Origin of the sequence: Streptomyces sp. SCL15-4 (assembly GCF_033366695.1) — a bacterium.
GTDB lineage: Bacteria > Actinomycetota > Actinomycetes > Streptomycetales > Streptomycetaceae > Streptomyces.
Window position 1 is genome coordinate 7486369 of record NZ_JAOBTQ010000001.1, and the last position, 26999, is coordinate 7513367.

Below are 26999 nucleotides of genomic sequence, written 5' to 3' on the forward strand. Positions count from 1 at the left end.
CCTCCGGTTCCGTTCGGACACGTCGGGTGACTGTCAGGGGTGTGTGCGTGAAGGTCGTCTGCGTCGGAGGCGGGCCCGCCGGCCTCTGCCTCGCCCTCCTGCTCAAGCGGCAGGACCCGGCCCACGACATCACCGTCCACGAACGCGACCCCGAGGGCTCCACCTACGGCTGGGGCGTGACGTACTGGCGCGGATTGCTCGACAGACTGCGGGAGTACGACCCCGAGACCGCCCGCGCGGTGGAGGGGCACTCGGTGCGGTGGACGGACGGTGTCGCCCACGTCGGCGACCTGACCACCCGGCACCGCGGCGACGAGGGCTTCGGCATCGGCCGGCACCGGCTGCTCGGCCTGCTCGCCGCCCGGGCCCGATCCCTCGGCGTCCGCCTGGAGTACGAGAGCGCGCCGGCCCGGCCGCCCGCCGGCGCGGACCTCGTCGTCGCGGCCGACGGCGTCCACAGCATCCTGCGCACCCGCCGCGCCGACCACTTCGGCACCCGCGTCACCCCGGGCCGCAACCCCTACCTCTGGCTCGGCACCACCAAGGTCTTCGACGCCTTCACCTTCGCCTTCACCGAGACCCGGCACGGCTGGATCTGGGCCTACGGCTACGGCTACAGCGGCGACCACAGCACCTGTGTCGTCGAGTGCTCACCGGAGACCTTCACCGGACTCGGGCTGGACCGGGCCGATCCCGGCGAGAGCCTCGCACTGCTGGAGGAACTCTTCGCCCGCGTCCTCGACGGCCACCCCCTCGCCGTCCGCCCCGGCGCCTCCTGGGGAACCTTCCGCACCCTCACCAACCGCACCTGGCACGACGGCCGCATGGTCCTGCTCGGCGACGCCGCCCACACCACCCACTACTCCATCGGCGCCGGCACCACCCTCGCCCTGGAGGACGCCATGTGCCTGGCCGACGCCCTGCGCGCGCACCCTCTGCCCGAGGCCCTCGCCGCCTACGAACGCCGGCGCCGGAGCGAGCTGCTGTCCGCGCAGAGCGCCGCCCGCTACAGCGCCCGGTGGTACGAGAACCTGCCCCGCTACATCCACCTGCCCCCGCACCGGATGTTCGCCCTGCTCGGCCAGCGCCACTCACCGCTGCTGCCGTACGTCCCGCCGCAGCTGTACTACGGCCTGGACAAGGCGGCCGGACAGCTGGAGCCCCTGCGCAGGCTCAAGCGCTGGCTCGGCCCCCGCGCCGCCCGCGCCCTGCACGCCCGCGCCGAACGCCCCCGCTGACCGAACCCACACCTCGGCCGGCCACAGCCTCCAGCGCGCCTACTGGCTGGCCCGTGCCGCCGAGCTGGCCTACCGGAACGAGGCCGCCATCGGGGAACAGGCCGCCCAGTGGGGCTTCGGGGAGGTCCGCCACCACCACACCCGCTTCACCCCGCCCTTCCCGCTCCAGGACACCCAGGCGTACACCCTGGCGAGCGACCGGATGATCGCCACCGCGTCCCGCGGCACCGAACCCGCGCAGATCAAGGACTGGCTCTCCGACGCCACCACTGCGCCACTGCCCGGCCCCGGCGGCACCGGCTACGTCCACCACGGCTTCGCCCAGGCCCTGGACTCCGTCTGTCCGGCCGTCCACGACACGCTCGCCGAGCTGCGCACCGACGGCCAGGCCGTCTACTTCACCGGGCACAGCCTCGGCGGAGCCCTCGCGATGCTGGCCGGCGCCCGGCTGTACCTCCAGGAGCCGTACCTGGCCGCCGACGGCGTCTACACCCACGGCCGGCCCCGCACCTGCGACCGGCTGCTGGCGGAGGCCTTCCACGAGGGTTTCGGCGGCCGGATGTACCGCTTCGTCAACAACAACGACATCCCCCCAGCTCCCGCCGGAGCCGGTCTACACCCACGTCAGGGCGCTGCGCCACTTCGACTCCACGGGCCGGCTGCACGAGTCCGTGCCGCTGCTGTCGGCACTCGGCGACCGGGCCAAAGGCCTGACCTCGGACCCGTTCGCCCCGGCCTCCGACGGCGTCCGCGACCACCTCGTCCGCCACTACCTCGCCGCCCTGGAACGGAACCTGGCCTGAGCCGCGGGGCCGTCGCCCGGCGGCGGCCCGGCGCGGTGACCGGGCGGGAGGCGGCGACACTACCGGGATGGATCTGCTGTCACTGCGCTATTTCCAGGCCGTCGCCCGGCACCAGCACATCAGCCGGGCCGCCGAGGAACTACGGGTCGCCCAGCCGTCGGTGAGCCGGACCATCCGCCGGCTCGAAACCGACCTCGGCGTCCCGCTGTTCGACCGCCAGGGCCGCCGCATACGGCTCAACGACCACGGCGCCGCCTTCCTGGCCCGGGTCGACCGGGTGCTGGCGGAACTCGACGACGCCCGGCGGGAGATGGCCGACGCCGCCGGGCCCGGCCCCGGACGCGTCGCCGTGGCCGCCGAGACCCTGCTCCAGCTGTCCGGTGTGCTGTCCGCCTTCCGCGCGCTGCGGCCCGGGGTGCGGGTGCGTCTGTTCCAGGCCCCGGTGGACGCCATGCACCGGCATCTGCGCTCCGCCGAGGTGGACTTCGCCATCGCCTCCCAGCCGATCGCCGGGCCCGGCCTGCGCACGCTGGAACTGGTCCGCGAGGAGGTGCTGCTGGCCGTGCCGACCGGACACCCGCTGGCCGGCCGGGCGAGCGTCACGGTGGCCGAGCTGGCCGGCGAGGACTTCGTCAGCACCCGCACCGGCCACTGGCAACGGGCACTGCTGGAGCGGCTGTTCGCCCGCGAGGGACTGACCCCGCGGGTGGTCTGCGAGGGCGACGAGGCCGCCGCCACTCCCGAACTGGCCGGCGCCGGGCTCGGCCTGTGCCTGCTGCCGGCCGTCGCCCGGCGGGCCATCGGAGAGAACGGGCCGGTGGCGTGGCTGCGCCTGGACGCTCCCGGCTGTCACCGCACGCTCACCCTGGTGTGGCGGCGGAACGCCTATCTCTCGCCCGCCGCCCGCGACTTCCGCAAGGTGGCCGGAGAGCGGCTCATGCCTCACGCGTCATGAACACATGGCCGAACCGGTTGTGGAAGGCATGGACCTTCCGGCACTAGCGTCGGCCGTGCCCACCACCGCCCCGGACGAGGGAGAACAGCGATGACCGAGCAACAGGTCCCTGACCGGGCCGGGTTCCGCAGTTACGCGGAGGCCGTCCTCGACGTGCTGGCCGCCGAACCGGCCCGGGCCGCGGCCACCACCGCCGAGGGGCGCGTGGTCGGCGCCGGAGAGTTCCGGGACCAGGTTCACCGGCTCGCCCGGGAGCTGGCCGCCCGCGGTACGGGCCGCGGGGCCACGGTCACCCTGCTCACCGGCAACACCGTGGAGGCCCTGGTGGCCCGTTACGCCGCCAACCTGGCCGGCGCCCGGGTCGTCGTCCTCTACGAGGGCATGAGCCCGCCGGTCATGGCCCGGGTGATGGAGAGCGTGGACTGCTCCCTGCTGCTGGCGGACGACCGGCAGCGGGAGGCGGCACGGCGGCTGTCGCGGCTCCCCGGCACCCCGCAGACCCTCTGGCTGGGACCGGGCGGCGAGGCCGAGGACGTGCTCGCCGCGGCGGCACGGCGGCCGGCCCGGCCGATGGACGGCCGGGCCGGACCCGACGACGACTGGTGCGTCCGGCACACCGGCGGCACCACCGGCATCCCCAAGGGCATCCGCATGACCCACGGCGCCTACCGGCTGAGCATGGACCAGGGTTTCGCCGCCGCCGGCGACCCGCCCCGCTTCCTGGCCTGCACCGCCCTCGCCCACCTCGCCGGCATCTTCGCCGACCTGGCGCTCTACCAGGGCGGCTCGGTGGTCCTGCGGCACGGCTTCGAGCCCGGCGACGTCCTGGCCACCATCCAGCGCGAACGCGTCACCCACACCTGGCTGCTGCCGCCCCTGCTCTACCAGCTCCTGGACCACCCCGACCTGCCCCGCACCGACCTGTCGGCCCTCAGCCGCGTCAGCTACGGCGGCACCCCCGCCTCACCGGCCCGGATGCGGCAGGCCGCCCGGGTTCTCGGACCGGTGCTGCACGGCATGTACGGGCAGGCCGAGACGCAGCTCATCACCCAGACCGGCCCCACGGAGCAGGAGGTGACCGGACGCGGCGGCCAGCTGACGGTCGGCCGGGCGCTGCCGGGCGTGGAGATCGCCGTCCGGGACGCCGACGGCACCAGCCTGCCGCCCGGGGAGTGGGGCGAGGTGCGGGTGCGCTCGCCCTATGTGATGGGCGGCTACTGGAAGCAGCCGGAGCTGACCGCCGAGGTGCTGCAAGACGGCTGGGTGCACACCGGTGACGTCGGCTACCTCGACGAGGACGGCTACCTCTACCTGGTGGACCGGATCAAGGAGAAGATCGTGGTCGTCGGAGGCCATGTCTATCCGGCGGAGCTGGAGGAACTGCTGCTGGACCATCCCGCCGTGGGCCGGTGCGCGGTGTTCGGCAGCCGGGACGAGGACGCGGTGGAGCACGTGCACGCCGCCGTGGTGCCCGCCGCGGGGCAGCAGCCCACGCTTCGGGAGATCCGGGACTTCGTCACCGCCCGCAAGGGACGCCTCTACGCCCCCGAGGCCCTGCACCTGGTGCCGGACATCCCGCTGACGGCGGCGGGCAAACCGGACAAGCGGCAGCTGCGCGCCCGGCTGACCGGCTGATCCGGCCCGTCCGGCGCACGCGATGCCGTCACGGATGACAGACTGGCGCCATGGACGAACGTGTGATCGGCAGGTCGGGTCAGTGGGCATCGGTGGTCGGGCTCGGCACATGGCAGCTGGGCGCCGACTGGGGAGACGTGGACGACAAGGTGGCCCTGTCCGTCCTGGAGGCGGCGGCCGAGGCCGGGGTGACCTTCTTCGACACGGCTGACGTGTACGGCGACGGGCGCAGCGAGGAGACCATCGCCTCCTTCCTGCGCGGCCGTCCCGACCTGCACGTCCTCGTGGCCACCAAGATGGGCCGCCGGGTGGAGCAGATCCCGGAGAACTACGTCCTGGACAACTTCCGCGCCTGGAACGACCGCTCGCGCCGCAACCTCGGCGTCGACCGTGTCGACCTGGTGCAGCTGCACTGCCCGCCCACCGCCGTCTACTCCTCCGACGAGGTGTTCGACGCCCTGGACACCCTGGTCGAGGAGGAGCGCGTCGCCGCCTACGGCGTGAGCGTGGAGACCTGCGAGCAGGCGCTCACCGCGATCGCCCGGCCGGGCGTGGCCAGTGTGCAGATCATCCTCAACCCGTTCCGCATGAAGCCGCTGCACGAGGTGGTGCCCGCCGCCCGCGAGGCCGGCGTCGGCATCATCGCGCGGGTCCCGCTCGCCTCCGGGCTGCTGTCCGGGAAGTACACCAAGGACACGGTGTTCGCGGCCGACGACCACCGCACCTTCAACCGGCACGGCGAGGCCTTCGACCAGGGCGAGACCTTCTCCGGGGTCGACTACGCCACCGGCGTGGAGGCCGCCGCCGAGTTCGCCGCGCTCGCTCCCGAGGGCTACAGCCCGGCCCAGCTCGCGCTGCGCTGGATCATCGAGCAGGAGGGGGTCACCACCGTGATCCCCGGCGCCCGCACCCCGGAGCAGGCCCGCGCCAACGCCGCCGCGGCCAAGCTGCCGCCGCTGCCGGCTCGGACCCTCACCGCGATCCGGGAACTGTACGACCGCCGGATCAAGGACCAGGTCGAACACCGCTGGTAGCCGCTCGGCCCGTTTGAACGAACGGACGGACGGTTACACGGCACCGCATGATACGGGAAGGGCGGCGCAGAGGGCGCGACGAGACCGAGGAGGAGCGGGCCGACCGGATGTGGGGTGAACTCATCCAGGAGGTCCGCGTCGCACAGACGGGCGTACAGATCCTGTTCGGCTTCCTGCTGACAGTCGTCTTCCAGGCGAAGTACGCCCGCCTGGCCGACACCGACCAGACGATCTACATCGTGACCGTCGTCATGGGCGCCTGTGCCACCGGCGCCCTCATCGGGCCGGTGTCCCTGCACCGCCTGGTCTCCGGCCACCGGGTCAAACCGCGGGCGGTACGGCTGGCCTCCCGGATGACACTGGTCGGCCTGGCCCTGCTGCTCGCCACGATGACCTCGTCCCTGCTGCTGATCCTCCGGGTGGCCACGCACAACGGCTATGTGCCCTACCTGGTGTCGGCCGTCGTCGCCTGGTACGTCCTGTGCTGGTACGTCCTCCCCCTGTGGGCCCGCCGCCGGAACCCGGCGGACCCGGAGGACTAGCCGCAAGGGTCCGCAGATTTCCGGAACCGGCCGGCGGTCGGCACAAAGCCCTGCTTCGGGTATCCGAAGCAGGGCTTGCGGTTGCTCAGCCCGCGGAGAGGATCTCCGCCAGCAACTCGTCCATGTCGAGCCGCTCCTGACCGGGCGGCACGACCTGGTACGTCTCGCGCAGGAACGCCGCCACTCCCGGCGCCCACGCCAGCACCACCGCCCGGTGCCGGCTGCCGTCCGGGCGGGTGTCGCCGAGGAACTCCATGCGCAACTCGTGCCACGGGCCGGTGGCCTGCGGCCGCAGCCGTACGTCGCCGATGCCGACCGGACCGGCCAGGCCCTCGGCGAGCATCGCCCGGTCCAGCCGCCACGAGGCCAGCACCCGGCCGTCGTGGGCGAAGACGGCGGTGACGGCGAACGGGTCGTCGGCGGCGTAGCCGAGATGGGCCAGCACCGGACACCGTCCGGTGCCGGTCGCGAGGAGCTGCACCACCAGGGTCTTGTGCACGAACGGATTCACGCGGGGCCTCCGGCAGACAATCGTCGTAGAGACCCCTAGTACCCCGGCAGTGCCCAGGATGCTCACTCGCGCGGCTGATTCCCGTACCGCACCGCCAAAAAAGATCCTCAGCCGAACGCCTCCCGCAGCGCCGGCAGCAGGGTCTTGGACGACCAGTCCAGGAACTCCCGCTGCGCGTCGCCGCCGATCTGCACCAGCGCGACCTCTCCGAACCCGGCCTCCACGTACGGCCGTACGGCCTCGACGAAGGCGTCCGGGTCGTCGCCGCACGGAATGGCGGAGGCGACATCGTCCTCGGTGACGAACTGCGTCGCGGCCTCGAACGCGTCCGGGTGCGGCAGTTCGGCGTTCACCTTCCAGCCCAGGCCGAACCAGCGGAACTGGGAGTGGGCGCGCTTGACCGCCGTGTCCCGGTCGGGGTCGTAGCTCACCGGCAGCTGGCCCACCCGGGGCTTGCCCTGGCCGCCGTGCCGGTCGAAGGCCTCCAGCAGGCCCGCCTTCGGCTCGGTAGCGATCACCAGGTCGGCGAGGTGCCCCGCGAGTTGGCAGGACTGCTCGCCGGAGACGGCCAGGCCGATCGGCGGCGCCTGGTCCGGCAGATCCCACAGCCGGGCCGACTCCACGTCGTAGTGCTGTCCGTGGTGGGTGACATGGCCGCCCTCGAACAGCGCGCGGATGATCTCCATCGCCTCCTCCAGCATCTCGTGCCGGACGTCCACCGGAGGCCAGCCGCCGCCCACGACGTGCTCGTTCAGGTTCTCGCCGGCGCCGAGGCCGAGCCGGAACCGGCCCTCCGACAGCAGCTGCACGGTCGCCGCCTTCTGCGCCACGACCGCCGGGTGGTAGCGCAGGATGGGACAGGTGACGTAGGTCATCAGCGGGATCCGCGAGGTGGCCTGGGCGGCGGCGCCCAGCACGCTCCACGCGTAGGAGGCATGACCCTGCGCGCGCAGCCACGGGAAGTAGTGGTCCGAGATCACCGAGAAGTCGAACCCCACCTCCTCGGCGCCCACCACGTGGTCCACCAGGTCCCGGGGACCAGCCTGCTCGGTCATCATCGTGTATCCGATTTGCACCATATCCGGCGAGTCCCCGGCTGAGCCCCGGGAAAACGGCCGATTGCGCGGGTCACTCCTCCGGTACCCGGAGCGTCCGCGGGAATGTCGTCGGCGCGATCCGGTCCGCCGCGTCGTCCCCGCTCGCGTTCCGGGCGGTGGAGCGCGGCGAGAAGCCGCGTCGGCCGCCCGGCAGCAGGCCGCGCCCGAGGGGGGCGCGCCCGTGCCGCCCCGGACCCGGCAGTGGTGGCCCGTACGCCACCGGTCCGCGCGGCCCGGCAGCCTCGCCGGGCCGGGCTTCACGTTCTCGCGCCACACGGCGACCGGGCCGGGGCCGACGCGCTCGCCGCCGGTGACGGCGGAGGCGGGCCCGTCGCGGTCCCGGCGCGAGGTGACGCGGTGGGCGGAGAGCGGTCGTCGGTCCCCGGCCGGTGTCACCGTCGTCGACGCGTGACCATGACGCGGTGGTCGGCCGCCACGACAGCGACGACCTGGCCCGCGCGGGACCTGGCCGGGAGGCGGCGCGCGGTGTCCCCGGCGGGCCGGGGATCAGTGCTGCTGGTTCTTCTGCGGCGTCAGCTCGCTCGGCCGCACCACGACGAACCCCTCGCCCTGGAACATCAGCTGCACGGCCTCCCCGGACCCGCCGCGCAGCATCGAGCCGAGGGACTGCGAGCGGTGCAGCGAGGTCTGCAGATGGGTGGTCCAGCCCACCACCGCGTCCGTGTCGACGTACACCGGCGCCTGCGCGGACACGGGGATGACCAGCGGGTTGCCCTCGCAGACCAGGCCGAGCCGGCCCTGCCCGGTGAACACGCTGTTGAACAGGCCGCCGCCGGCGATGCCCGACCCCTTCACCGTCTTGATCTCGTACGACAGCGAGGCGTCGAAACACAGGACGTTGCGGCCGTTGACGGTGAACTGGTCGCCGGGCTCGACGTCGACGATGAAGCAGTTCTGCGCCTCGTGCGCGAACCAGGCCTCGCCCCGTCCGCGCACCGCCATCAGGGGCAGCCCCTCACCGGTGACCGCACGCTTGAGCATGCCGCCGACGCCCTGTCCCTTGCGCTCGAACCTCAAGTCGCCGCGGTAGGCGACCATCGCGCCCTGCCGGGCGTACATCTCGCCGTCCACCGCGTACTTGACGCACTTGGCGTTCTCGACGCTCATTCCCGGCGCCACGGCCGGCTGCACCACGTGCTGACTGGAAAACAGATCACCCTTCATGCGGGCATGGTGTCCCGGACGGCGCCGTTCCGCCAAGATCACGGCATGCGCCGGTCCGGTCACCGTCCGGTCACTTCCCGCAGAACGCCGACTCCAGTGTCCCGGCCAGCGTGTTGAGCACCTTGGCGTTGTTGGAGGTGTTGGCCATGGCGGTGAGGGTCCGCGCGCCGTCCTTCGTGCCGAACGCGTAGGTGTAGTAGCCCTGCACCGCCCCCGTGTGCCCGTACACCGACACCCCGCAGGACAGAGTGCGCCGCCGCAGCCCGAGCCCGTACGCCGTCGTGCCGTTCACCTTGGTGAACCGCTCCATGTCGGCGAGGCGCGCGGCGGACATCAGCCTGCCCTTCAGCAGCGCGCCGTAGAAGACGTCGAGATCGCGGGCGCTGGAGATGACCGCCCCCGCGCTCTGCGCCCAGGACACGGTCTGCGCGGTCGCGTCGACCAGCGGGGCGCCCGCGGCGTCCGGCGTCAGATATCCGCGGGTGTGCCGGCCGGGGATCGCGGTCCGCGGATGGACGTAGAAGGTGTCGGTCAGCTTCAGCGGCTTGATGAGACGGTTTTGGTAGGCGGTCGCCACCGGCTGTCCGGTGAGCTTCTCCACGAGCATCCCGGCGACGACGAAGTTGGTGTTGGAGTAGGCGTAGGCGGCGCCGGGCGCGTTGGTGCGGGGCTTCTTCAGGGAGAGGGCGACCAACTGCCGGTAGGTGAACACCTTGTTGCGGACCGCCTCGAAGCCCGGGACGCTGGCGGCGAACATGTCGTCGGTGTAGTCGTACAGGCCGCTGCGGTGGCCGAGCACATGGCGGACGGTGATCCGGTCGTCCGGCAGCAGGCCCGGCAGGTAGCGGTTGACCGGCGCGTCCAGCCGGAGCCGGTGTTCGTCGGCCAGTTGGAGCAGCACCACGGTCGTGAAGGTCTTGGTGACACTGCCGATCCGGAACCGGTCGGCGGTGCCGATGGCCCGCCCGGTGGCCCGGTCGGCCACGCCGCGGGTGACCCGGTAGGTCCGGCCGTGGTCGTCGATCCGGGCCAGCGCCCCCGGCGCGCCCTGGGCCACCACCGACCTCAGCACCGCCGCCAGACCCGCGGTGTCCGGGGCCGGCAGCGCCGCCGGGGCCGGACTGCCCGGTGCCTGCCGTGCCGCCGGGGCCGGACTGCCCGGTGCCTGCCGTGCTCCCGCGGCGGCGGCCGTCCGCGTTCCGGCCGCCGCGTGCGCGGGGACCGCGAGCAGCGACAGCCCGACCGCGCCGAGAACCGCTGCCCGCCCCACCGTTGCCAAGACCATGTCGCGATTCTCTCCCACCGGTCCGGTTCCTGATGCGATATCGGTCACATTCCGCCCTGGGAACCTAGGGGATGGAAGTGACGTCCTCCCAGCCGACACACGATGAGCCATGCTGTGATCACTCTGTGGTTCTCGTATGTAAAGGATTGCCATAGAAGTTCACGAAATGGATCATTCCGGCTTTACGTGCCCATGACTGATCCGTAAGGGTTACCCCCTGGGGCCGGACCAGCCCCCGTGGCGCCCAACCGCGCCATGTCTCAAGGCGGTTGACGACCTCGACCGCCTTCGAACGAAGGAACCCTGATCAGATTGCGTAGACCGCACATACGCACCGTGGCGGTCGCCGTCGCGGTGACGACGGCAGCCACGGGCCTGGCCGGTACGGCCTTCGCGGCTCCCGCCACGGGGACGCAGCGCTCCGCCGCCTCCGCCGCCGCCTCCGACGCCGCGGTGGTGGTGGAGGCGGCGCGCACCGCGGCCTTCGCGCACGCCTCGGCGACCGGCGTCTCCAAGGGCGACGAACTGCACGCCCAGGACGTCATGATCGACCCCGAGGGCGCCCGGCACGTCCGCTTCGTCCGCACCCACGCGGGCCTGCAGGTGCTCGGTGGCGACCTCGTCGTCCACCTCGACGGCAAGCTCGGCTACACCGGCGTGACCCGCGCGGCCGACCACGCCGTCAAGCCCGCCGCCCAGGCCAGGCTGACCGCCGCCCAGGCCGCCGCGAAGGCCGCCAAGGCGGCCAAGGGCGACGCGGGCGGAGCCCAGCTCGTGGTGGACGCCCGCGCCGGCGCCTCCGCGCTCGCCTACCAGGTCACCGTCACCGCCCAGGACACCTCCCGCACGGTCGTCGTCGACGCGGTCACCGGCAAGGTGCGCAGCAACACGCCGACCCGGGACGAGTTCCTGTCGCCGAAGCTGCTCGACACCCTGCGCGACCGCGGCGAGAGCCTCGACCCGGCCACCGGCACCGGCTCCGCCGCGGCCGCCTCCGGCCTGGCCGGCTCCGGCGCCACCGGTGCCACGCGCTACCCGTCGGCCGCCAAGGGCACCGGCAAGACCCTCTTCGTGGGCAACGTCGGTCTCACCACCACGCAGACCTCGCGCGGCCACTACCAGCTCAAGGACCCGAACCGGTACGGCACCGAGACCCGGGACGCCAAGGGCTCGTACACCGAGAAGTTCAGCGCCGGCGCCAAGTTCACCAACACGAACAACGTGTGGGGCAACGGCAAGACCACCAGCCGGGTCACGGTCGCCGCCGACGCCCAGTACGGCGTGACCAAGACGCTGGACTTCTACAAGTCCACGTTCAAGCGCAAGGGCATCCGCAACAACAGCAAGGCCGCCCAGGCGATGGTCCACTGGGGCAAGAAGGTCGCCAACGCCTTCTGGGACCCCACCTGCAACTGCATGCTGTACGGCGACGGCGACGGCCAGATGTTCAAGAAGCCGCTCGTCGTCCTCGACGTCACCGGTCACGAGCTGACCCACGGCGTGGTGGAGGCGACCGCCAACCTCCAGCCGACCTTCGTCGACTCCGACGGCAACCAGTACGGCGAGCCCGGCTCGCTGAACGAGTCGCTCGCGGACATCTTCGGCTCGAACGTCGAGTTCTACGCCAAGAACGCGAAGGACACCCCGGACTACCTGGTCGGCGAGAAGCTGGGCCTCGCGCAGAAGTTCCTGCGCCGCCTGGACCACCCGTCGCTGGACAAGCTCGAGGGCACCATCGACTACTGGTCGCCGAAGGTCTACGACACCGAGGTGCACGCCGGCTCCGGTGTCTCCTCGCACGCCTACTACCTCCTCGCCGAGGGCAGCGGCAAGAAGAAGATCGGCAGCGTCACCTACAACTCGCCGACCTACCACAGCATCAAGGTCAAGGGCATCGGCCGGGCCAAGGCGACCGCCATCTACTACCGGGCGCTCACCCGCTACATGGTCTCCACCACCGACTTCCACCAGGCGCGCACCGCGACCCTGAAGGCGGCCAAGGACCTGTACGGCGCGAACAGCACCGAGTACAAGACGGTCAACACCTCGTGGTCCGCGGTCAACGTGACCGCCGCCAACACCCCGCGCGCCCGCCACTGACGGACGCCGTACCACCCAGCACCACCGGATGCCCCGCCCCGCGCGGGGCATCCGCCTGTCGGCTCCCGGGTCAGTGCAGGGTCCGCGCCCAGTCGTCGGGCACCCGCCCCGCCGGGCCCGGGACCGGCTGGCCGGCGGGACGGCTCGTCGGAGGAGCCAGCTCGGGTCCGCCGGCGCACAGCTCCTCGGTGGCGTAGTTCCAGAACCAGTCCTCGCCCGGCTCGAAACTGCGGACCACCGGGTGACCGGTCGCCCGGAAGTGGGCGGTGGCGTGCCGCGACGGGGAGTCGTCGCAGCAGCCGATGTGCCCGCACAGCGCGCAGCGGCGCAGATGGAACCACCAGCCGCCCGTCTCCTCGCACTCCACGCAGCCCGGCCCGCTCGGCGGCACGTCCGGGTCGATGCCCCCGGTTCCCACGGCGTCGTTCATCGCGGTTCCTCCCCGGACGGTCCGGCGGTCAGCGGCAGCAGCACCTGGAAGCGGGTGTCGCCGGGCACCGAGTCCACCCGCAGGGTGCCGTGGTGCTTGTCGACGACGATGCGCCAGGAGATGTCCAGGCCGAGCCCGGTGCCCTCGCCGACCGGCTTGGTGGTGAAGAACGGGTCGAAGATCCGGTCCTTGATCTCCGGCGGGATACCGGGACCGGTGTCCCGGAACTCCACGAGCAGCCGCTCGTGGTCGCGTGCCGTCCGCACGGTCAGGGTGCCTTGCCCGCCCGCGTCGTTCATCGCGGACACGGCGTTGTCCACGAGGTTGGTCCACACCTGGTTCAGTTCCGCCGGGTAGGCGGGCACCGGCGGCAGCGCGCGGTCGTAGTCCTTGACGACCTCGATGCCCGGCCCCCGCTTCCCGGACAGCATCAGCAGGGTGCTGTCGAGGAGTTCGTGCACGTCCACCACCCGGTACGACGCCCGGTCCAGCTGCGCGTACTGCTTGGCCGCGTCGACCAGGTGCGAGATGCGGGAGGTGGAGTCCTCGATCTCGTTCATCAGCAACTCGGTCTCGATCGTGTAGTTGAGCCAGCCGACCGCGTTCGGCAGGATCTCCTCGCCGACCGCCGCCGCGACCTGCTCCAGCCAGTCCGTGTCGAGTCCGGCCTGCACGAAGGCGGGCGCGAGCTGCCAGCCGTGGCCGATGCCGTGCTCCTGGAGCCAGTCGGTGAGCGCGTCCTCCCGGTCGGACGCCTCCAGCGGGCTGAGCACCGGCGCCTTCGCCACCCGCTCCGCGGTCCGCTCCTGGATCTCCACCAGTCTCGCCAGCACCTCCCGGGAGAACGGGCCCTCGGCGATCAGGCCGAGCTTGTGCCGCATCTTCGCGACCCGCTCGCGCAGCGTGGCCGTCGCCCGGACCGCTGCCGCCGCCGGGTTGTTCAGCTCGTGCGTGAGCCCCGCCGACAACGAGCCGAGCGCCAGCAGCCGTTCCCGCTGCCCGATCATCGCCTGGGTGTTCTTCGACCCGAAGAACAGGCCGTCCAGCAGGTGCACGGCCATCGGGAACCACTCGCGCATCACGTCCGCGAAGACGTCGGCCGGCAGCACGAAGAACCGCGTCGGCTCCGTGACCCGCATCGAGTTGCGGTACACCTGCCGCACCCGGTCGCCGAGGTAGGCCTGCATCGCGCCCGCGTACACCCCGCGCTGCGAGGTCCGGCTGACCTCCACGTCGTCGGCGCCGACCCGCCGGGACAGCACCACCGTGCCCTCGATCATCACGAAGAGGCAGGTGGCGGGGTCGCCCTCGGTGTACACCGGGCCGGGCTCGAACAGCTCCACCCGGCCCGCCGCGCACAGCCGGCCCAGCTGTTCGGGACGGAGCTTCTCGAACAGGAACAGCGAGCCGATCTCCCAGGGGCTGCACGGCACGATCCGCCCGCTCACGACTGCTCCAGGTACCGGTGGACGAGCATCACGGCCATGGCTCCCTCTCCGACGGCGGACGCGACCCGCTTGGCGGACTCGGCGCGCGCGTCCCCGGCGACGAACACGCCGGGGACGCTGGTCTCCAGGTGGTACGGCGGCCGGTCCAGCTCCCAGCCGGCCGGCGGCCGTCCGTCGGCGGTCAGGTCGGGCCCGGCCAGGATGAACCCGCGCTCGTCGCGCAGCACCGTCCCGTCCAGCCAGTCGGTCAGCGGGGCGGCGCCGATGAACACGAACACCCACCGGGCGTCGACCTGTTCGCGCTCGCCGGTCACCGCGTGCCGCAGCGTCAGCCGCTCCAGCCGCCCGGTGCCGTGCGCCTCGTCGACCACCGTGCGGCAGCGCACCGAGATGTTCGGGGCGTCCTCGATCTGCTGGATCAGGTAGTGCGACATCGACGCCGACAGGTCGGGACCGCGCACCAGCAGCGTCACCGACTTGGCGAACCGGGACAGGTACATCGCCGCCTGGCCGGCCGAGTTGGCGCCGCCGACGACGTATATGTCCTCTCCCTCGCAGGAGGCGGCCTCGGTCAGCGCCGAGCCGTAGAACACGCCGCAGCCCGTCAGGCCGTCGCAGCCCGCGGCCGGAAGCTGCCGGTACTGCACGCCGGTCGCGAGGATCACGCTGTGCGCGGCGATCGCCGAGCCGTCCGCGAACCGTACGATCCGGGCCGCGCCGCCGGCCTCGAGTCCCGTCACCTCGCGGGCGGTCAGGATCTCGGCGCCGAACTTGGCAGCCTGCCGCCGCGCCCGGTCGGTGAGCTGGGCGCCGGAGACGCCGTCGGGGAAGCCGAGGTAGTTCTCGATGCGGGAGCTCTGCCCGGCCTGCCCGCCGGTCGCCGACCGCTCCACCAGCACCGTCCTGAGGCCCTCGGAGGCGCCGTACACGGCCGCGCCGAGCCCGGCCGGGCCGCCGCCGATCACCACCAGGTCGTAGAAGTCGGCCGCCGGAGTCGTCGCGAGCCCCACCCGCGCCGCCAGCTCCGGCGGCTCGGGCTCGACCAGGGCCGTGCCGTCCGGGGTGACCACCAGCGGCAGCCGCTGTCCGTCCTGTCCGGCGGCGGCCAGCAGCCGTCGGCCCTCGGGTTCCCCGACCGAGTACCAGCGGTAGGGCACCTGGTTGCGGGCCAGGAACTCCCGCACCGCCGAGGACCGCGCCGACCAGCGGTGCCCGACGACCTTGGTGCTGGTCACCGGCTTGCAGGCGCTGCCGTGCCAGGCCTGGAGGAGATCGTCGAGGACCGGATAGAGCTTCTCCTCGGGCGGGTCCCAGGGCTTGAGCAGATAGTGGTCCAGGTCGACGACGTTGATGGCGTCGATCGCCGCGTGCGTGTCCGCGTACGCGGTCAGCAGCACCCGGCGCGCGCCCGGATACACGTCCAGGGCCTGTTCCAGGAACTCGATGCCGTTCATCCGGGGCATGCGGTAGTCGGCCAGGATCACCGCCACCAGGTCCCCGCGCAGCTTCAGTTCGCGCAGCGCGGCGAGCGCGGACTCGCCGGACTCCGCCCGGACGATGCGGTACGCCCCGCCGTAGCGCCGCCTGAGGTCGCGGGCGACGGCACGGGAGACCCCCGGGTCGTCGTCCACGGTCAGGATGACGGTCCGCGCGGTCTCGGCGGCCTGTGCCATACGACTCCCCACCCATGTCACCGGTACCAGGCCATCGTATGTTCGATCGCCCGGACCCGCTCCGGACACCGAGGTGCCGGGGGCCGGGAGCGGGCACCATGATCGTGGGCACACGACGACACGCTCGTGCGCACATCACGACGAGGAGGCCCACGGATGACACGCCCGATCACGGCAGGGGTGGACGGTACGGAGGAGAGCCTGGCCGCGCTGGACTGGGCGGCCAGGGAGGCCGTGCGCCGGGACCTGCCGCTGCGCGTGGTGCACGCCTGGCGGTACGCCGAGGCGCTGGCCACGGCCGACCGGGACACCCAGCACGGGTGGGTCTCGCAGGGCGTGGAGCGCGCCGTGCGCTCGGTCGCGGAGCGGCACCCGGGACTGACGGTCACCACGGACCTGGTGGAGAGCGGCGCCGGGCACGCGCTGGCACAGGCCGCGGCCGCGGCCGAGATGCTGGTGCTCGGCTCGCGCGGGCACGGACCCGTCGTCGGGTTCCTGCTGGGCTCGGTGGGGCAGCAGGTGATCGCCGAGGCGGCCCGGCCCGTGGTGCTGGTGCGCGCCGGCGACGAACCGGCGGCGGAGGCGGCCGGCCGGGACGTCGTGGTCGGGCAGCAGGGCGGCCCCGAGGACAGCGCGGCGGCGCTGCGGTTCGCGTTCGAGGCGGCGGCGGCCCGGCGCGCGGCCGTCCGCGTGGTGCGGGCGTGGACCCTGCCGCCGGTGTTCGCCTACAGCCCCGGTTCGCTCCGGCTGCTGGACGAGGCGGGCGGCCTCGAACCGTACGAGAAGCAGGCGCTGGCCGACGCCGTGCGGCCCTGGCGGGAGCGGTTCCCCGAGGTGTCCGTCGCCGAGCACGTCGAGATGGGCAGCGCCGGTCAGGTGCTGCTGTCGACGGCCGCCCGGGCCCAGTTGATGGTCGTCGGGCGCCGGGCGCGCCGTACGGCCGTCGGCGCCCGGATCGGCTCGGTGGCGCACGGTGTGCTGCACCACGCCGGCTGCCCGGTGGCCGTGGTCCCGCACGACTGACCGACCGGCCTACTCGGGCTCGGCCGGCTCCAGCGTGGCGCGGGCCCGAGGCAGGACGTTCTCGATGTAGTCCTTGACGGCCGTGTCCAGCCCGATGTCGTGCTGGGCGCGCTCGGACAGGTACCAGCGGTGTTCGAGCAGCTGGTGGTAGATCTCCGCCGGGTCCATCGTGCCGCGCAGCTCCGGGGGCACGGCGCGCACGGTGGGCCGGAACACGTCCCGCACCCAGCGGTGGGCGAGCACCTCGGGGCGGGCGGCAAGCGGGTCTCCGCTGCCCGAACGGAGCCGAGAGCCGGGGGGCGGGTCGTCGGGGGCGTAGTCGTCCTGGGTGGCCATCCAGCTCTCCAGGTCGCTCAGCAGCCGCCGCGCCTGGTTCTCCTCGGCGTCCAGGCCGGTCAGCCGCAGCAACTGCCGCTGGTGATGGCCGGCGTCCACGACCTTCGGCACGAAGGTGACCGTGTCGCCGTTGGAGGAGTGCTCGATCTGCATCTCGGCCACGTCGAAACCGAGGTCGTTCAGCCGGCGGATGCGGCGCTCGATGTAGTGGTACTTGCCCGCCGGGTACACCGAGGTGCGGGTCAGCTCCCGCCACAGCCCCTCGTAGCGGGTGCAGATCTCGTGGCCGAACGCCACCGGGTCCACCGCCGGGTGCAGCGCGCCGGACGCCTCCAGGTCCAGCAGCTCGCCGCTGATGTTGACCCGGGCCAGGTCCAGGTCGTAGTCGCGCTGCCCGGGGCTGAGCCGCGGATGCAGCTCGCCGGTCTCGGCGTCGACCAGATAGGCCGCGTAGGCGCCGGCGTCCCGCCGGAACAGCGTGTTGGACAGCGAGCAGTCGCCCCAGGCGAACCCGGTCAGGTGGAGGCGGACCAGCAGGACGGCGAGGGCGTCCATGAGCCGGTGCATGGTCGCCGGGCGCATGGTCGTCTCGAACATCGACCGGTACGGCATCGAGCCGCGCAGGTGCCGGGTGATCAGCACCGGCTCCAGCGGGGCGCCCGAGGGACCGGTGCGGCCGGTGACCACGGCGAGCGGGTCGACGGCCGGGATGCCGAGCCGGTCCAGGTCGCGCAGCAGCTCGTACTCGCGCAGCGCGGGCCGCTCGGCCAGCTCCTTGACGGCGATCACCTCGTCGCCGGCGTGCGCGTAGCGCACCACGTGCCGGGAGATGCCGCGGGGGAGCGGGACGAGGTACTCCTCGGGCCACTCCTCCAGCGGGGTGTCCCACGGCAGGGCGAGCAGGAGCGCGGGGTGCTCGGGGTTCGTGGCGCTGATCTGCAAGGACATGACACGAACCCTAAGGCCCCGGCCGGGTGTTCTAGGAGGCCCTCTCCCGGGCCAGTTCGGCCGCCGCGCGCACCGGACCCCGGTGCACCGGTCCGTGTCCCGGCAGCAGGACGTCCCCGTCGAGCGCGCCGATCAGCTCCAGCGAGGCCACGACCCGATCGCGTTCGTGGTGGAAGAAGCCGGGCAGGATCTGCGGGCCCTCGATCCGCGAGATGGCGTGCCCGCTGACGAGCGCGTCCCCGGAGATGACGATGCCCGACCCGGGCAGGTGGTAGACGCAGTGGCCGTCGGTGTGACCCGGAGTGTGCACGGGCACGGGGCGGCCGGGCAGGTCGAGGGGGCCCTCGGCCGGGAACGGCTCGGGCGCGGTGACCGGGTTGTGCTCGGTGCCGCCGGCCTTGATCACATGCCGGGCCCAGGGCAGGACGCCGGGCCGCCAGGCGTTGCGTATGACGTCGCCGATGGTGGCCTGCTGGAGGAAGTCCCGCCGCGCGTGCGGCACTTCGGCCGGGTGCAGATACACCGGCGTGCCGTGCGCCGCGCGCAGGTACTCGGCCGAGCCCAGGTGGTCGTTGTGCGCGTGGGTGATCAGTACGGCGGCGACCGCCTCCGGGGAGGCGCCCACCTCGGCGAGCGATTCCAGCAGCGCCGGGCGGTCTCCCGGATAACCGGTGTCCACCAGGGTGACGGCGTCGCCCTCCTTGAGGATGACCCAGTTGACGTGGTGGCCGTGCACCAGATAGATGCCGTCGGCGACTTGGCGTACCTCTGCCCGCATGATCTCCCCGAGCCCTGTGTGATCGTTGGTGGAAGGACAGCCAATCAGACCGGCCGCCGGCGCGGGCAAGGGCGGGGCCGGCCGGTCACCGGACGCCGTGCGGCCGGAACTGGACGCTGATGCGCGCTCCGGCGGCCCGGCCGGTCTTGGGCACGCAGTGCTCCCAGGTGCGCTGGCAGGATCCGCCCATCACGATCAGGTCGCCGTGCCCGAGCGGCCGGCGCACCGCGGAGCCGCCGCCCACGGGGCGCAGCAGCAGGTCCCGGGGCGCGCCGACGGAGAGGATCGCGACCATGGTGTCCTCGTGGGCGCCCCGCCCGATGCGGTCCCCGTGCCAGGCCACGCTGTCCCGGCCGTCCCGGTAGAAGCACAGCCCGGCCGTGGTGAACGGCTCGCCCAGCTCCTCGGCGTAGTGCCGGGACAGCGCGGCGCGGGCCTCGTCCAGCACCGGGTGGGGGAGCGGGTCCCGCTCGCCGTAGTGGGCCAGCAGCCGGGGTACGGCGACCACGCTGTCGTACATCTTCCGGCGCTCCGCCCGCCACGGCACCCCGGCCGCGAGCCGTTCGAAGAGCGCGTCGGCGCCGCTCAGCCAGCCCGGCAGCACGTCGATCCAGGCCCCCGCGCCCAGCACGGTCCGGCGCAGCCCGTCCAGCGGACCGAGCCGCAGCTCGTCGGTCTGGTCGAACAGGGAGCCCTGGAGGTGCGTGGCCATGGGACCAGCGTACTCCGTGAATCGAAAATGCGTTCCAATTGATCACCGGGGCGCGAGCGCCTCCCACCGCGGCGTTCACCCTCTTTCGATACACCGGTGTATCCGATACATTCACGCATCGAACGAGAGGACGGTCGGATGGAACCGGCACACGAGCCGCCCGCGCGCGTCACGCGGCGCCGGGTCCGCACGCGGGCCCGGCTGCTCGACGCCGCGTTCGCCGTGTTCGCGGCGAAGGGGTTCGGCCGGGCCACCATCGAGGAGGTGTGCGAGGCGGCCGGATTCAGCCGCGGCGCCTTCTACTCGAACTTCGCCACCCTGGACGAACTCTTCTTCGCCCTGTACCGGGAGCGCGCCGGCCTGATCGCCGGCCAGGTGGCCGACGCGCTCGCCCAGGACGGCCCGGACCTGGACGTGACCGCCTCCGTGGACCGGGTCACCGAGGTGCTGCTGCTCGACGTGGACTGGCTGCTGGTGAAGACCGACTTCCTGGTGCGCGCCGCCCGGGACCCGGCCGTCGCCCGCGCCCTGCTCGACCACCGCGCCCGGCTCCGCGCGGCCGTCGCCGACCGGCTCGCCCGGGCCCGGGGCCGCACCGCGCTGCCCGCCGTCCTCGGCGACGCGGACGGCGCCGCGCGCGCCGTGGTCGCCGCGTACGACGGCGTCACCACCCAGCTGCTGCTGGACCGGGACGTGGAGGCCGCCCGGGCCTGGCTGAAGCAGCTGCTCACCGCGCTGCTGACGGACGGCGGCCGCATCCCGTCGTAGCCCCGCGACGGCCCCCGACGCACCCTCCGAGGAAGGACACACACATGGACGCGGACGCCATCGTCGTCGGAGCGGGCCTCGCCGGGCTCGTCGCCGCGCACGAACTCACCAGCCTGGGCCGCCGGGTGGCCCTGGTCGACCAGGAGAACGCCGCCAACCTCGGCGGCCAGGCGTTCTGGTCCTTCGGCGGGCTCTTCCTCGTCGACTCGCCCGAGCAGCGCCGCCTCGGCATCAAGGACTCCTTCGGCCTCGCCTGGACCGACTGGCAGGGCAGCGCGCGTTTCGACCGGCAGGCCGACGAGGACTCCTGGGCGGTGCGCTGGGCCCGCGCGTACGTCGAGTGGGCGGCGGGGGAGAAGCGGGCCTGGCTCGCCGGGCACGGCATCGAGCTGCTGCCCACCGTCGGCTGGGCCGAGCGCGGCGACCTGCGGGCCGACGGGCACGGCAACTCCGTGCCCCGCTTCCACATCGCCTGGGGCACCGGCACCGGCGTGGTCGAGCCCTTCGTCCGCTACGCCCGGCAGGCCGCCCGGGACGGACTGCTGACCTTCCATCACCGCCACCGGGTGGACGAACTGATCGTGGAGGGCGGCACGGCACGCGGGGTGCGCGGCACGGTCCTCGCTCCCGACGACTCCCCGCGCGGCGCCCCCTCCGGCCGCGACCGCGCCGGGGACTTCGAACTGACCGCGCAGGCCGTCGTCCTGACCACCGGCGGCATCGGCGCCGACCACGACATCGTCCGCCGCCACTGGCCCGAGCGGCTCGGCACGCCCCCCGCCCGGATGGTCACCGGCGTCCCGGCCTACGTCGACGGCCGCATGCTCGACATCAGTGCCGAGGCCGGCGTACGGCTCGTCAACCGCGACCGCATGTGGCACTACACCGAGGGCCTGCGCAACTGGGACCCGATCTGGCCCGGCCACGGCATCCGCATCCTGCCCGGCCCGTCCTCCATCTGGCTCGACGCCCTCGGCCGCCGCCTGCCCGACCCCTGCCTGCCCGGCTACGACACCCTCGGCACCCTGAAGTACCTGCGCACCACCGAGGACGTCGCCGGCTACGACCACTCCTGGTTCATCCTCACCCGGAAGATCATCGAGAAGGAGTTCGCGCTCTCCGGCTCCGAGCAGAACCCCGACATCACCGCCAGGGACCGCAAGGCCGTGCTGCGCGACCGGCTGCTCGGCAAGGGCGCACCGGCACCCGTGCGGGCCTTCCTGGAGAAGGGCGAGGACTTCGTCGTCGCGGACGGCCTGGAACGGCTGGTGGAGAAGATGAACGGCCTGGCCGGCGAGCCGCTGCTCGACGCCGCCGGGGTGCGCCGCCAGATCGAGGCCCGCGACGCGCAGATCGCCAATCCCTACAGCAAGGACGCGCAGGTCCAGGGCATCCGCAACGCCCGCCGCTACATCGGCGACCGGCTCGGCCGGGTCGCCGCCCCGCACCGCATCCTCGATCCGGCCGCGGGCCCCCTCATCGGCGTCCGGCTGCACGTGCTGACCCGCAAGACCCTCGGCGGCATCCAGACCGACCTGGACTCCCGGGCCCTCGGCACCGACGGCACGCCCGTCGAGGGGCTGTACGCGGCCGGCGAGGTGGCCGGGTTCGGCGGCGGCGGGGTGCACGGCTACAACGCCCTGGAGGGCACCTTCCTCGGCGGCTGCCTGTTCTCGGGCCGGGCGGCGGGCCGGCACGCGGCCCGGCACACGGGCTGAACCCCGGCCGGCGGCAGGCGGCGGACGGTGGCCCCGGACAAGGGCGGGCCTCAGCCCCGTACCAGCTCCAGCAGCACCCGCGCGTGGCTCTCCTCCGGCCGCTTCGACGCCGTCAGGAGCGTCACGTGCCCCTCCCGGGCCGACCGGCGCAGGCCGTCGAGCAGCCCGGCGGCCTCCGGCGCGTCCAGCTCCGCCTCGTAGCGCCGGCGGAACTCCTCGTAGGAACCCTCGCCCGCGTGGTACCACTTGCGCAGTTCGGCCGACGGCGTCAGGCCCTTGGGCCACTCGTCCACGTGGGCGTCCTCCTTGGCCAGGCCGCGCGGCCACAGCCGGTCCACCAGCACGCGCAGACCGTCGTCGGGCTCGGGCGGTTCGTAGATCCGGCGCAGGCGCACGCTCACGGCACGGGGCTCCTTCCGGGGCGGGGGACGGTGCCGCGAGCGTACTGCGCGCCGCCTCGCGCGCCCGGCGGCGACGCGACGCGACTTGACCGGAAGAAGGGGGATTCCGGGACGCCGGTCCGCCTACGCTGACGGCCAGTCGATCACCGGCCACGCCCCGAGGAGCGCATGTGACACCACCGCGCCAGCCCGCCCGCCGCCGTACCGCCGTCCTCGCCACCGTCCCCGTGGCCCTGGCCGCGCTCCTCGCCACCACCGGGGCCGCGGCGCCGGACGCCACCGGACCCGCGGCACCCGAGGCCGGCGGACGCGCCGCGCCGGGCACCGCCGGAGCACCCGGCGCGGGCGACGCGTACTTCCCGCTCAGCGGCAACGGCGGCTACGACGTGCGCCACTACGACCTGACGCTCCGTTACCGGCCCGCCGACCGGCGCCTCGACGGCACCGCCGTCCTCACCGCCCGTGCCACCCAGCGCCTGACCCGCTTCGACCTCGACCTGTCCGGGCTGACCGTCACACGGGTCACGGTCGACGGCCGTCCCGCCCGCTTCGCCCGGGACGGCCGCGAACTCGTCGTCACCCCGCGCACCGCGCGGGCCAAGGGCCGCGACTTCCGGGTCACCGTCGCCTACCACGGCACCCCCGGGCCGGTCACCGACCCCGACGGCTCGGCGGACGGCTGGATCCCCACCGACGACGGCGCGTTCGTCGCGGGCGAACCACAGGGCGCCATGACCTGGTTCCCGGCGAACGGCCATCCCCGGGACAAGGCGTCGTACGACTTCACGCTCACCGTCCCGCGCGGACGCACCGCCGTCGCCAACGGCGTCCTGCTCGGACAGCACACCGCCCACGGCGAGACCACCTTCCGCTGGCGCCAGGCCGAGCCCATGGCCGCCTACCTGGCGACCGCCACCGTCGGCACGTTCCGTACCGAGCGGTACACGACCCGTGACGGCATCCAGGTGTACAACGCCGTGGACCCCCGTGAGGCGCGCGCCGCCGCACCCGTGCTGAAGAAGCTGCCGTCCGTGCTGGAGTGGGAGAGCCGGCTCTTCGGGCCGTACCCGTTCCGGGCCGCCGGCTCCCTCGTCGACCACGCCCCGGACGTCGGCTACGCCCTGGAGACCCAGACCCGCCCGGTCTACGACTCCGCGCCCGACCTCGGCACCCTCGTCCACGAGAGCGCCCACCAGTGGTTCGGCGACTCCGTGTCCCTCACGGCCTGGAAGGACATCTGGCTCAACGAGGGCTTCGCCACCTACGCCGAGTGGCTCTACTCCGAGCAGCACGGCGGCCCCAGCGCCCAGAAGACCTTCGACGCCCTCTACTCCCGCCCCGCCCGCGACGGCCTGTGGGCCTACCCGCCCGGCGACCCGGGCGGCGGCGAGCGCCTGTTCGGCACGCCCGTCTACGAGCGCGGCGCCATGGCCCTGCACGCACTGCGGCGGGCCGTCGGCGACCGGGACTTCTTCCGCGTCCTGCGCGCCTGGGCGGACGGACACCGCGGCGGGCACGGCACGACCGCCGGGTTCGTCGGGCTCGCCGAGCGGACGTCGGGCAAACGGCTCAAAGGACTGTTCGACACCTGGCTGTACACCCGGGGCAAGCCGGACCGCGCCTGAGGCCGCCGCGCGGCCGTCCGCCGCGGGCCCCGGCGGACCGGAGCGGAGTGCCGCCGTCCGATTTCCGGTGCGCGGCGGGGGTACTCCGGTCGCGTCGCGTACGCGCAGGTACAGGGAGGTCAAGCCATGAGCGCACCGGACGACCTGCCGGTCGTGAGCACCCTCGCCGACGCGGCCGCTCTGGTGCGGCGGCGCCAGGGGCTGTACGTGCGGTGGTCCAAGGGGCCCGGCGCCGATCTCCACAAGGCGTCCAGTACGGACGAGCTGACCGGCGTGGCCATGCCCGGGCTGTCCGCCAACCCGCTCGACGTGGAGGAGTGGTGGCGGGGCCGATCGGTCGAACTGTGGGTGGCGCGCCGGCTCTACGACTACGCGCACCTGCCGCACGACAAGGGCCCCGGCGTACGGCCCTGGTTCCTGACGGGCCGGGAGAGGGGCCGGGGTCCCGACAACGAGCCGCTCGTGGCCGACGTCGAGCCGCTGTGCTGGATCGCCGACGAGGTGATCGAGGAGGCCCGTCAGGAGGTGGCCCGCCAGGAGCGGGAGTGGGGGACGCTGCGCCGCGGGAGCGGCTGAGCCGCGCGCCGGGGGCCTTGGCGCCGGGAGGGCCGCCGGCGCGGCGCGCGGGCGTCCGCCGGGTCCCGGCGGTCAGCCGGAGCGGTACCGGGAGCGGGCCCGGCGCTTGAGCGCCCGGCGTTCCAGCTCCGTGGTGCCGCCCCAGACACCGATGCTCTGTCCGGTGTCCAGCGCCCAGTCCAGGCACTGCTCCCGGACCGGGCAGTGTCCGCACACCGCCTTCGCCCGCTCGGTCTGTCCCTGCGCCGGGCCGGTGGTCCCGATGGGGAAGAACAGATCGGGATCCTCGTGACGGCACGCGGCATGGTCACGCCAGTTGTCCATCGGAAATCTCCTGGATCGGTGGAAGTCGTCGTGCCCTGTCGTCAGTGTTCTCGCCTCCGGGTGACCGGCCGGGAGCACGTGAAACGGCTCAACCGCCGCACGTTCCGGTGACGGTGCGACGACGGCGGGCCCGGGCGCCGCCCGCCGCCTCGGTCGTGGCCGGTCAACAGGCCTGGCACCGGGGCCCGATGAGCGCCGGGCCACCGGACCGACCGCCGTTGCGGGCGAGTTGGGCTCAGCGGCGCAACGCCTGCGCCGCCGTGGCCGTGACCGCGTCGGCCAGGGCCGCCAGCGCGGGGGAGTCGAGCTTCCACTGCTGCCAGTACAGCGCCACGTCCATGAACTCGTCCGGGACCAGCACGGCCAGCCGTCCCCGCTCCAGCAGGGGGCCGGCCTGGGCCTCCGGGACCATGCCCCAGCCCAGCCCCGCAGCGACCGCCTCCAGGAACCCCTCGGAGGTGGGCACATGGTGCCGGAACGGGCCGGCCGAACCGCGGCCGAGCCGGCGGGCGAAGCCGTCCTGGAAGTCGTCCTTGCGGTCGAAGACCACCACGGGCGCCCGGGACAGCGCCTCCGCCGCCGGCCGCCCCGCCAGCCGGTCCGCGACGAACTCCGGCGCCGCGACCGGCAGATAGCGCATCCGGCCGAGCGGGCGCACGGTGCAGCCGGGGACCGGGTCGGGCGAGGAGGTCACCGCCGCCATCACCAGGCCCTCGCGCAGCAGTGCCGCCGTGTGGTCCTCGTCCTCCCGGCGCAGCTCGAAGCAGAGGTCCGCGACCCGGGTCAGGGCGGGCAGGAACCAGGTCGCCAGCGAATCCGCGTTCACCGCGACCGACACCCGGGTCGGCTCCCCGGTGCCGTTCAGCCCCAGCTCGCCCCAGGCGTCCCGCTCCAGCCGGGCGAGCTGCCGGGCGAACCGCACCAGCACCGCGCCGGACTCCGTGGGCCGTACCGGCTTGGTGCGCTGGAGCAGCACCCGGCCGGTGCGCTGCTCCAGGGCCTTGACCCGCTGGCTGACCGCCGACGGAGTCACGTGCAGCGCGGCTGCGGCCGCGTCGAAGGTGCCCTCGTCGACCACGGCCATCAAGGTCCGCACCTGCTCCAGGGGAAGTTCCGACATCACGAATGCTAAGGGTACGTAAAAATCATTAGCTGTACTTGAGGCGGTGCTTTCTCTAGCGTCCTCCGCATGAACCACGCCCTGACCGCCACCGCCGCCGGATTCGGCACCGGCCTCTCCCTGATCGTCGCCATCGGTGCCCAGAACGCCTTCGTCCTGCGGCAGGGGGTGCGGCGCGACGCCGTGCTCACCGTGGTCGGCATCTGCGCCCTGTCCGACGCGGTGCTGATCGCGCTCGGCGTCGGCGGGGTCGGCGCGGTGGTGGTGGCCTGGCCGGGCGCGCTCCGCGCGGTCGGCGTCGTCGGCGGCGTCTTCCTGCTCTGCTACGGCGTGCTGGCCGGCCGCCGGGTGCTCAGGCCGGGCGCCGGGCTGCACGCGGAGGGCGAGGCGGCCGGCTCCCGGCGCCGGGCGGTGCTCACCTGCCTGGCGATGACCTGGCTGAACCCGCACGTCTATCTGGACACCGTGTTCCTGCTGGGCTCGCTCGCCGCCGACCGGGGCCCGCTGCGCTGGACCTTCGGGCTCGGCGCCGCGCTCGCCAGCGTGTGCTGGTTCACCGCCCTCGGCTTCGGCGCCCGGCTGCTCGGCCGGTATCTGGCCCGGCCGGGCGCCTGGCGGGTGCTGGACGGCCTGGTCGCCGTCACCATGCTGGTCCTGGGCGTCAGCCTGATCGCCGGGTCCTGACCGCGCCCTGCTCGATGCCAACCGGTTGCTGCTGAGATAGTCGGGCTTTC

At 73.3% G+C, this 26999-nt stretch carries 26 protein-coding genes and 1 pseudogene; 14 read left to right on the forward strand and 13 right to left on the reverse strand.

The window, feature by feature from the left end:
• Nucleotides 1-41 precede the first annotated feature (41 nt).
• The 7 genes and pseudogenes from SCK26_RS33825 (at nt 42) to SCK26_RS33850 (ending at nt 6207) form a co-directional block, all read left to right on the forward strand.
• Entirely contained in the window at nt 42-1238 is a 1197-nt protein-coding gene (locus SCK26_RS33825) for an FAD-dependent monooxygenase (RefSeq protein ID WP_318206147.1), read from the forward strand.
• Nucleotides 1239-1440: 202 nt separating this feature from the next.
• Nucleotides 1441-1773, forward strand: a pseudogene (locus SCK26_RS38065) (lipase family protein); the annotation flags it as partial.
• A 136-nt stretch (nt 1774-1909) separates the two neighbouring features.
• A complete protein-coding gene (locus tag SCK26_RS38070; protein ID WP_412080884.1) occupies nt 1910-2041 on the forward strand; it encodes a hypothetical protein in 132 nt (43 codons plus the stop codon).
• Between the two features lie 67 nt (nt 2042-2108).
• Nucleotides 2109-2996, forward strand: a complete 888-nt coding sequence (locus SCK26_RS33835; protein ID WP_318205172.1) for a LysR family transcriptional regulator — start codon at nt 2109-2111, stop codon at nt 2994-2996.
• A gap of 90 nt (nt 2997-3086) precedes the next feature.
• Complete coding sequence (locus tag SCK26_RS33840; protein ID WP_318205173.1) at nt 3087-4631, forward strand: AMP-binding protein; 1545 nt, start codon at nt 3087-3089, stop codon at nt 4629-4631.
• Between the two features lie 50 nt (nt 4632-4681).
• Complete coding sequence (locus tag SCK26_RS33845; RefSeq protein ID WP_318205174.1) at nt 4682-5665, forward strand: aldo/keto reductase; 984 nt, start codon at nt 4682-4684, stop codon at nt 5663-5665.
• A gap of 47 nt (nt 5666-5712) precedes the next feature.
• A complete protein-coding gene (locus tag SCK26_RS33850; RefSeq protein ID WP_318205175.1) occupies nt 5713-6207 on the forward strand; it encodes a DUF6328 family protein in 495 nt (164 codons plus the stop codon).
• 85 nt (nt 6208-6292) lie between these two features.
• On the opposite strand, the gene SCK26_RS33855 is transcribed toward SCK26_RS33850, so the two are convergent.
• The 4 genes from SCK26_RS33855 to SCK26_RS33870 form a co-directional block, all read right to left on the reverse strand.
• Nucleotides 6293-6718: an SsgA family sporulation/cell division regulator gene (locus tag SCK26_RS33855; protein ID WP_318205176.1), complete on the reverse strand. Its 426-nt coding sequence runs from the start codon at nt 6716-6718 to the stop codon at nt 6293-6295.
• A 107-nt stretch (nt 6719-6825) separates the two neighbouring features.
• The gene (locus SCK26_RS33860; RefSeq protein ID WP_318205177.1) at nt 6826-7797 is read right to left on the reverse strand and encodes an LLM class F420-dependent oxidoreductase; all 972 of its coding nucleotides are present in this window, start codon (nt 7795-7797) and stop codon (nt 6826-6828) included.
• A 525-nt stretch (nt 7798-8322) separates the two neighbouring features.
• Nucleotides 8323-9000 carry an AIM24 family protein gene (locus tag SCK26_RS33865; RefSeq protein ID WP_318205178.1) on the reverse strand — a complete coding sequence of 226 codons (678 nt, stop codon included), beginning with the start codon at nt 8998-9000 and terminating at the stop codon, nt 8323-8325.
• A gap of 70 nt (nt 9001-9070) precedes the next feature.
• Complete coding sequence (locus tag SCK26_RS33870; RefSeq protein ID WP_318205179.1) at nt 9071-10285, reverse strand: serine hydrolase domain-containing protein; 1215 nt, start codon at nt 10283-10285, stop codon at nt 9071-9073.
• Between the two features lie 336 nt (nt 10286-10621).
• On the opposite strand from SCK26_RS33870, the gene SCK26_RS33875 reads away from it, so the two are divergent.
• Nucleotides 10622-12385 carry a M4 family metallopeptidase gene (locus SCK26_RS33875; RefSeq protein ID WP_318205180.1) on the forward strand — a complete coding sequence of 588 codons (1764 nt, stop codon included), beginning with the start codon at nt 10622-10624 and terminating at the stop codon, nt 12383-12385.
• Between the two features lie 70 nt (nt 12386-12455).
• On the opposite strand, the gene SCK26_RS33880 is transcribed toward SCK26_RS33875, so the two are convergent.
• From SCK26_RS33880 to SCK26_RS33890, 3 genes are read right to left on the reverse strand one after another with little or no spacing between them, the layout of a single operon-like run.
• The gene (locus SCK26_RS33880; RefSeq protein WP_318205181.1) at nt 12456-12815 is read right to left on the reverse strand and encodes a UBP-type zinc finger domain-containing protein; all 360 of its coding nucleotides are present in this window, start codon (nt 12813-12815) and stop codon (nt 12456-12458) included.
• Nucleotides 12812-14263 carry an ATP-binding protein gene (locus SCK26_RS33885; protein ID WP_318205182.1) on the reverse strand — a complete coding sequence of 484 codons (1452 nt, stop codon included), beginning with the start codon at nt 14261-14263 and terminating at the stop codon, nt 12812-12814. Before SCK26_RS33885 ends, SCK26_RS33880 begins: the two co-directional genes overlap by 4 nt.
• The gene (locus SCK26_RS33890; RefSeq protein ID WP_318205183.1) at nt 14260-15936 is read right to left on the reverse strand and encodes an FAD-dependent oxidoreductase; all 1677 of its coding nucleotides are present in this window, start codon (nt 15934-15936) and stop codon (nt 14260-14262) included. The genes SCK26_RS33885 and SCK26_RS33890 overlap by 4 nt, the downstream gene beginning before the upstream one ends.
• A gap of 156 nt (nt 15937-16092) precedes the next feature.
• Here SCK26_RS33890 and SCK26_RS33895 point away from each other — a divergent pair, with 156 nt between their 5' ends.
• On the forward strand, nt 16093-16959 hold the full coding sequence (locus SCK26_RS33895) for a universal stress protein (RefSeq protein WP_318205184.1): 867 nt from the start codon (nt 16093-16095) through the stop codon (nt 16957-16959).
• A 9-nt stretch (nt 16960-16968) separates the two neighbouring features.
• Here SCK26_RS33895 and SCK26_RS33900 read toward each other — a convergent pair whose 3' ends face one another.
• The 3 genes from SCK26_RS33900 to SCK26_RS33910 form a co-directional block, all read right to left on the reverse strand.
• Nucleotides 16969-18243 carry a DUF4032 domain-containing protein gene (locus SCK26_RS33900; RefSeq protein WP_318205185.1) on the reverse strand — a complete coding sequence of 425 codons (1275 nt, stop codon included), beginning with the start codon at nt 18241-18243 and terminating at the stop codon, nt 16969-16971.
• A 31-nt stretch (nt 18244-18274) separates the two neighbouring features.
• Nucleotides 18275-19021, reverse strand: coding sequence for an MBL fold metallo-hydrolase (locus SCK26_RS33905; RefSeq protein WP_318205186.1), 747 nt, complete (start codon nt 19019-19021; stop codon nt 18275-18277).
• Between the two features lie 85 nt (nt 19022-19106).
• Complete coding sequence (locus tag SCK26_RS33910) at nt 19107-19733, reverse strand: alpha-ketoglutarate-dependent dioxygenase AlkB (protein ID WP_318205187.1); 627 nt, start codon at nt 19731-19733, stop codon at nt 19107-19109.
• 138 nt (nt 19734-19871) lie between these two features.
• Here SCK26_RS33910 and SCK26_RS33915 point away from each other — a divergent pair, with 138 nt between their 5' ends.
• Both SCK26_RS33915 and SCK26_RS33920 read left to right on the forward strand, forming a co-directional pair.
• Nucleotides 19872-20501, forward strand: a complete 630-nt coding sequence (locus SCK26_RS33915; protein WP_318205188.1) for a TetR/AcrR family transcriptional regulator — start codon at nt 19872-19874, stop codon at nt 20499-20501.
• A 44-nt stretch (nt 20502-20545) separates the two neighbouring features.
• Complete coding sequence (locus tag SCK26_RS33920) at nt 20546-22219, forward strand: FAD-binding dehydrogenase (RefSeq protein ID WP_318205189.1); 1674 nt, start codon at nt 20546-20548, stop codon at nt 22217-22219.
• 50 nt (nt 22220-22269) lie between these two features.
• Here SCK26_RS33920 and SCK26_RS33925 read toward each other — a convergent pair whose 3' ends face one another.
• Complete coding sequence (locus SCK26_RS33925) at nt 22270-22620, reverse strand: DUF488 domain-containing protein (protein WP_318205190.1); 351 nt, start codon at nt 22618-22620, stop codon at nt 22270-22272.
• Nucleotides 22621-22790: 170 nt separating this feature from the next.
• Here SCK26_RS33925 and SCK26_RS33930 point away from each other — a divergent pair, with 170 nt between their 5' ends.
• Together SCK26_RS33930 and SCK26_RS33935 are read left to right on the forward strand one after the other, a co-directional pair.
• Entirely contained in the window at nt 22791-24245 is a 1455-nt protein-coding gene (locus tag SCK26_RS33930; RefSeq protein ID WP_318205191.1) for a M1 family metallopeptidase, read from the forward strand.
• Between the two features lie 126 nt (nt 24246-24371).
• Entirely contained in the window at nt 24372-24821 is a 450-nt protein-coding gene (locus SCK26_RS33935; protein ID WP_318205192.1) for a DUF6098 family protein, read from the forward strand.
• Between the two features lie 72 nt (nt 24822-24893).
• Here SCK26_RS33935 and SCK26_RS33940 read toward each other — a convergent pair whose 3' ends face one another.
• Complete coding sequence (locus SCK26_RS33940) at nt 24894-25145, reverse strand: WhiB family transcriptional regulator (RefSeq protein ID WP_318205193.1); 252 nt, start codon at nt 25143-25145, stop codon at nt 24894-24896.
• A 235-nt stretch (nt 25146-25380) separates the two neighbouring features.
• Entirely contained in the window at nt 25381-26268 is an 888-nt protein-coding gene (locus SCK26_RS33945; RefSeq protein ID WP_318205194.1) for a LysR family transcriptional regulator ArgP, read from the reverse strand.
• A gap of 66 nt (nt 26269-26334) precedes the next feature.
• Between SCK26_RS33945 and SCK26_RS33950 the strand changes: the two genes are divergently transcribed.
• On the forward strand, nt 26335-26949 hold the full coding sequence (locus tag SCK26_RS33950) for a LysE/ArgO family amino acid transporter (RefSeq protein ID WP_318205195.1): 615 nt from the start codon (nt 26335-26337) through the stop codon (nt 26947-26949).
• The last annotated feature ends 50 nt before the right edge of the window (nt 26950-26999 follow it).

What these genes read in the sequence shown, in the direction of transcription:
- SCK26_RS33835 (WP_318205172.1), top strand. Translation starts at nt 2,109, where the DNA reads ATGGATCTGCTGTCACTGCGCTATTTCCAGGCCGTCGCCCGGCACCAG.
- SCK26_RS33840 (WP_318205173.1), top strand. Translation starts at nt 3,087, where the DNA reads ATGACCGAGCAACAGGTCCCTGACCGGGCCGGGTTCCGCAGTTACGCG.
- SCK26_RS33845 (WP_318205174.1), top strand. Translation starts at nt 4,682, where the DNA reads ATGGACGAACGTGTGATCGGCAGGTCGGGTCAGTGGGCATCGGTGGTC.
- SCK26_RS33850 (WP_318205175.1), top strand. Translation starts at nt 5,713, where the DNA reads ATGATACGGGAAGGGCGGCGCAGAGGGCGCGACGAGACCGAGGAGGAG.
- SCK26_RS33860 (WP_318205177.1), bottom strand. Translation starts at nt 7,797, where the DNA reads ATGGTGCAAATCGGATACACGATGATGACCGAGCAGGCTGGTCCCCGG.
- SCK26_RS33865 (WP_318205178.1), bottom strand. Translation starts at nt 9,000, where the DNA reads ATGAAGGGTGATCTGTTTTCCAGTCAGCACGTGGTGCAGCCGGCCGTG.
- SCK26_RS33870 (WP_318205179.1), bottom strand. Translation starts at nt 10,285, where the DNA reads ATGGTCTTGGCAACGGTGGGGCGGGCAGCGGTTCTCGGCGCGGTCGGG.
- SCK26_RS33880 (WP_318205181.1), bottom strand. Translation starts at nt 12,815, where the DNA reads ATGAACGACGCCGTGGGAACCGGGGGCATCGACCCGGACGTGCCGCCG.
- SCK26_RS33890 (WP_318205183.1), bottom strand. Translation starts at nt 15,936, where the DNA reads ATGGCACAGGCCGCCGAGACCGCGCGGACCGTCATCCTGACCGTGGAC.
- SCK26_RS33895 (WP_318205184.1), top strand. Translation starts at nt 16,093, where the DNA reads ATGACACGCCCGATCACGGCAGGGGTGGACGGTACGGAGGAGAGCCTG.
- SCK26_RS33900 (WP_318205185.1), bottom strand. Translation starts at nt 18,243, where the DNA reads ATGTCCTTGCAGATCAGCGCCACGAACCCCGAGCACCCCGCGCTCCTG.
- SCK26_RS33905 (WP_318205186.1), bottom strand. Translation starts at nt 19,021, where the DNA reads ATGCGGGCAGAGGTACGCCAAGTCGCCGACGGCATCTATCTGGTGCAC.
- SCK26_RS33910 (WP_318205187.1), bottom strand. Translation starts at nt 19,733, where the DNA reads ATGGCCACGCACCTCCAGGGCTCCCTGTTCGACCAGACCGACGAGCTG.
- SCK26_RS33915 (WP_318205188.1), top strand. Translation starts at nt 19,872, where the DNA reads ATGGAACCGGCACACGAGCCGCCCGCGCGCGTCACGCGGCGCCGGGTC.
- SCK26_RS33920 (WP_318205189.1), top strand. Translation starts at nt 20,546, where the DNA reads ATGGACGCGGACGCCATCGTCGTCGGAGCGGGCCTCGCCGGGCTCGTC.
- SCK26_RS33935 (WP_318205192.1), top strand. Translation starts at nt 24,372, where the DNA reads ATGAGCGCACCGGACGACCTGCCGGTCGTGAGCACCCTCGCCGACGCG.
- SCK26_RS33940 (WP_318205193.1), bottom strand. Translation starts at nt 25,145, where the DNA reads ATGGACAACTGGCGTGACCATGCCGCGTGCCGTCACGAGGATCCCGAT.
- SCK26_RS33950 (WP_318205195.1), top strand. Translation starts at nt 26,335, where the DNA reads ATGAACCACGCCCTGACCGCCACCGCCGCCGGATTCGGCACCGGCCTC.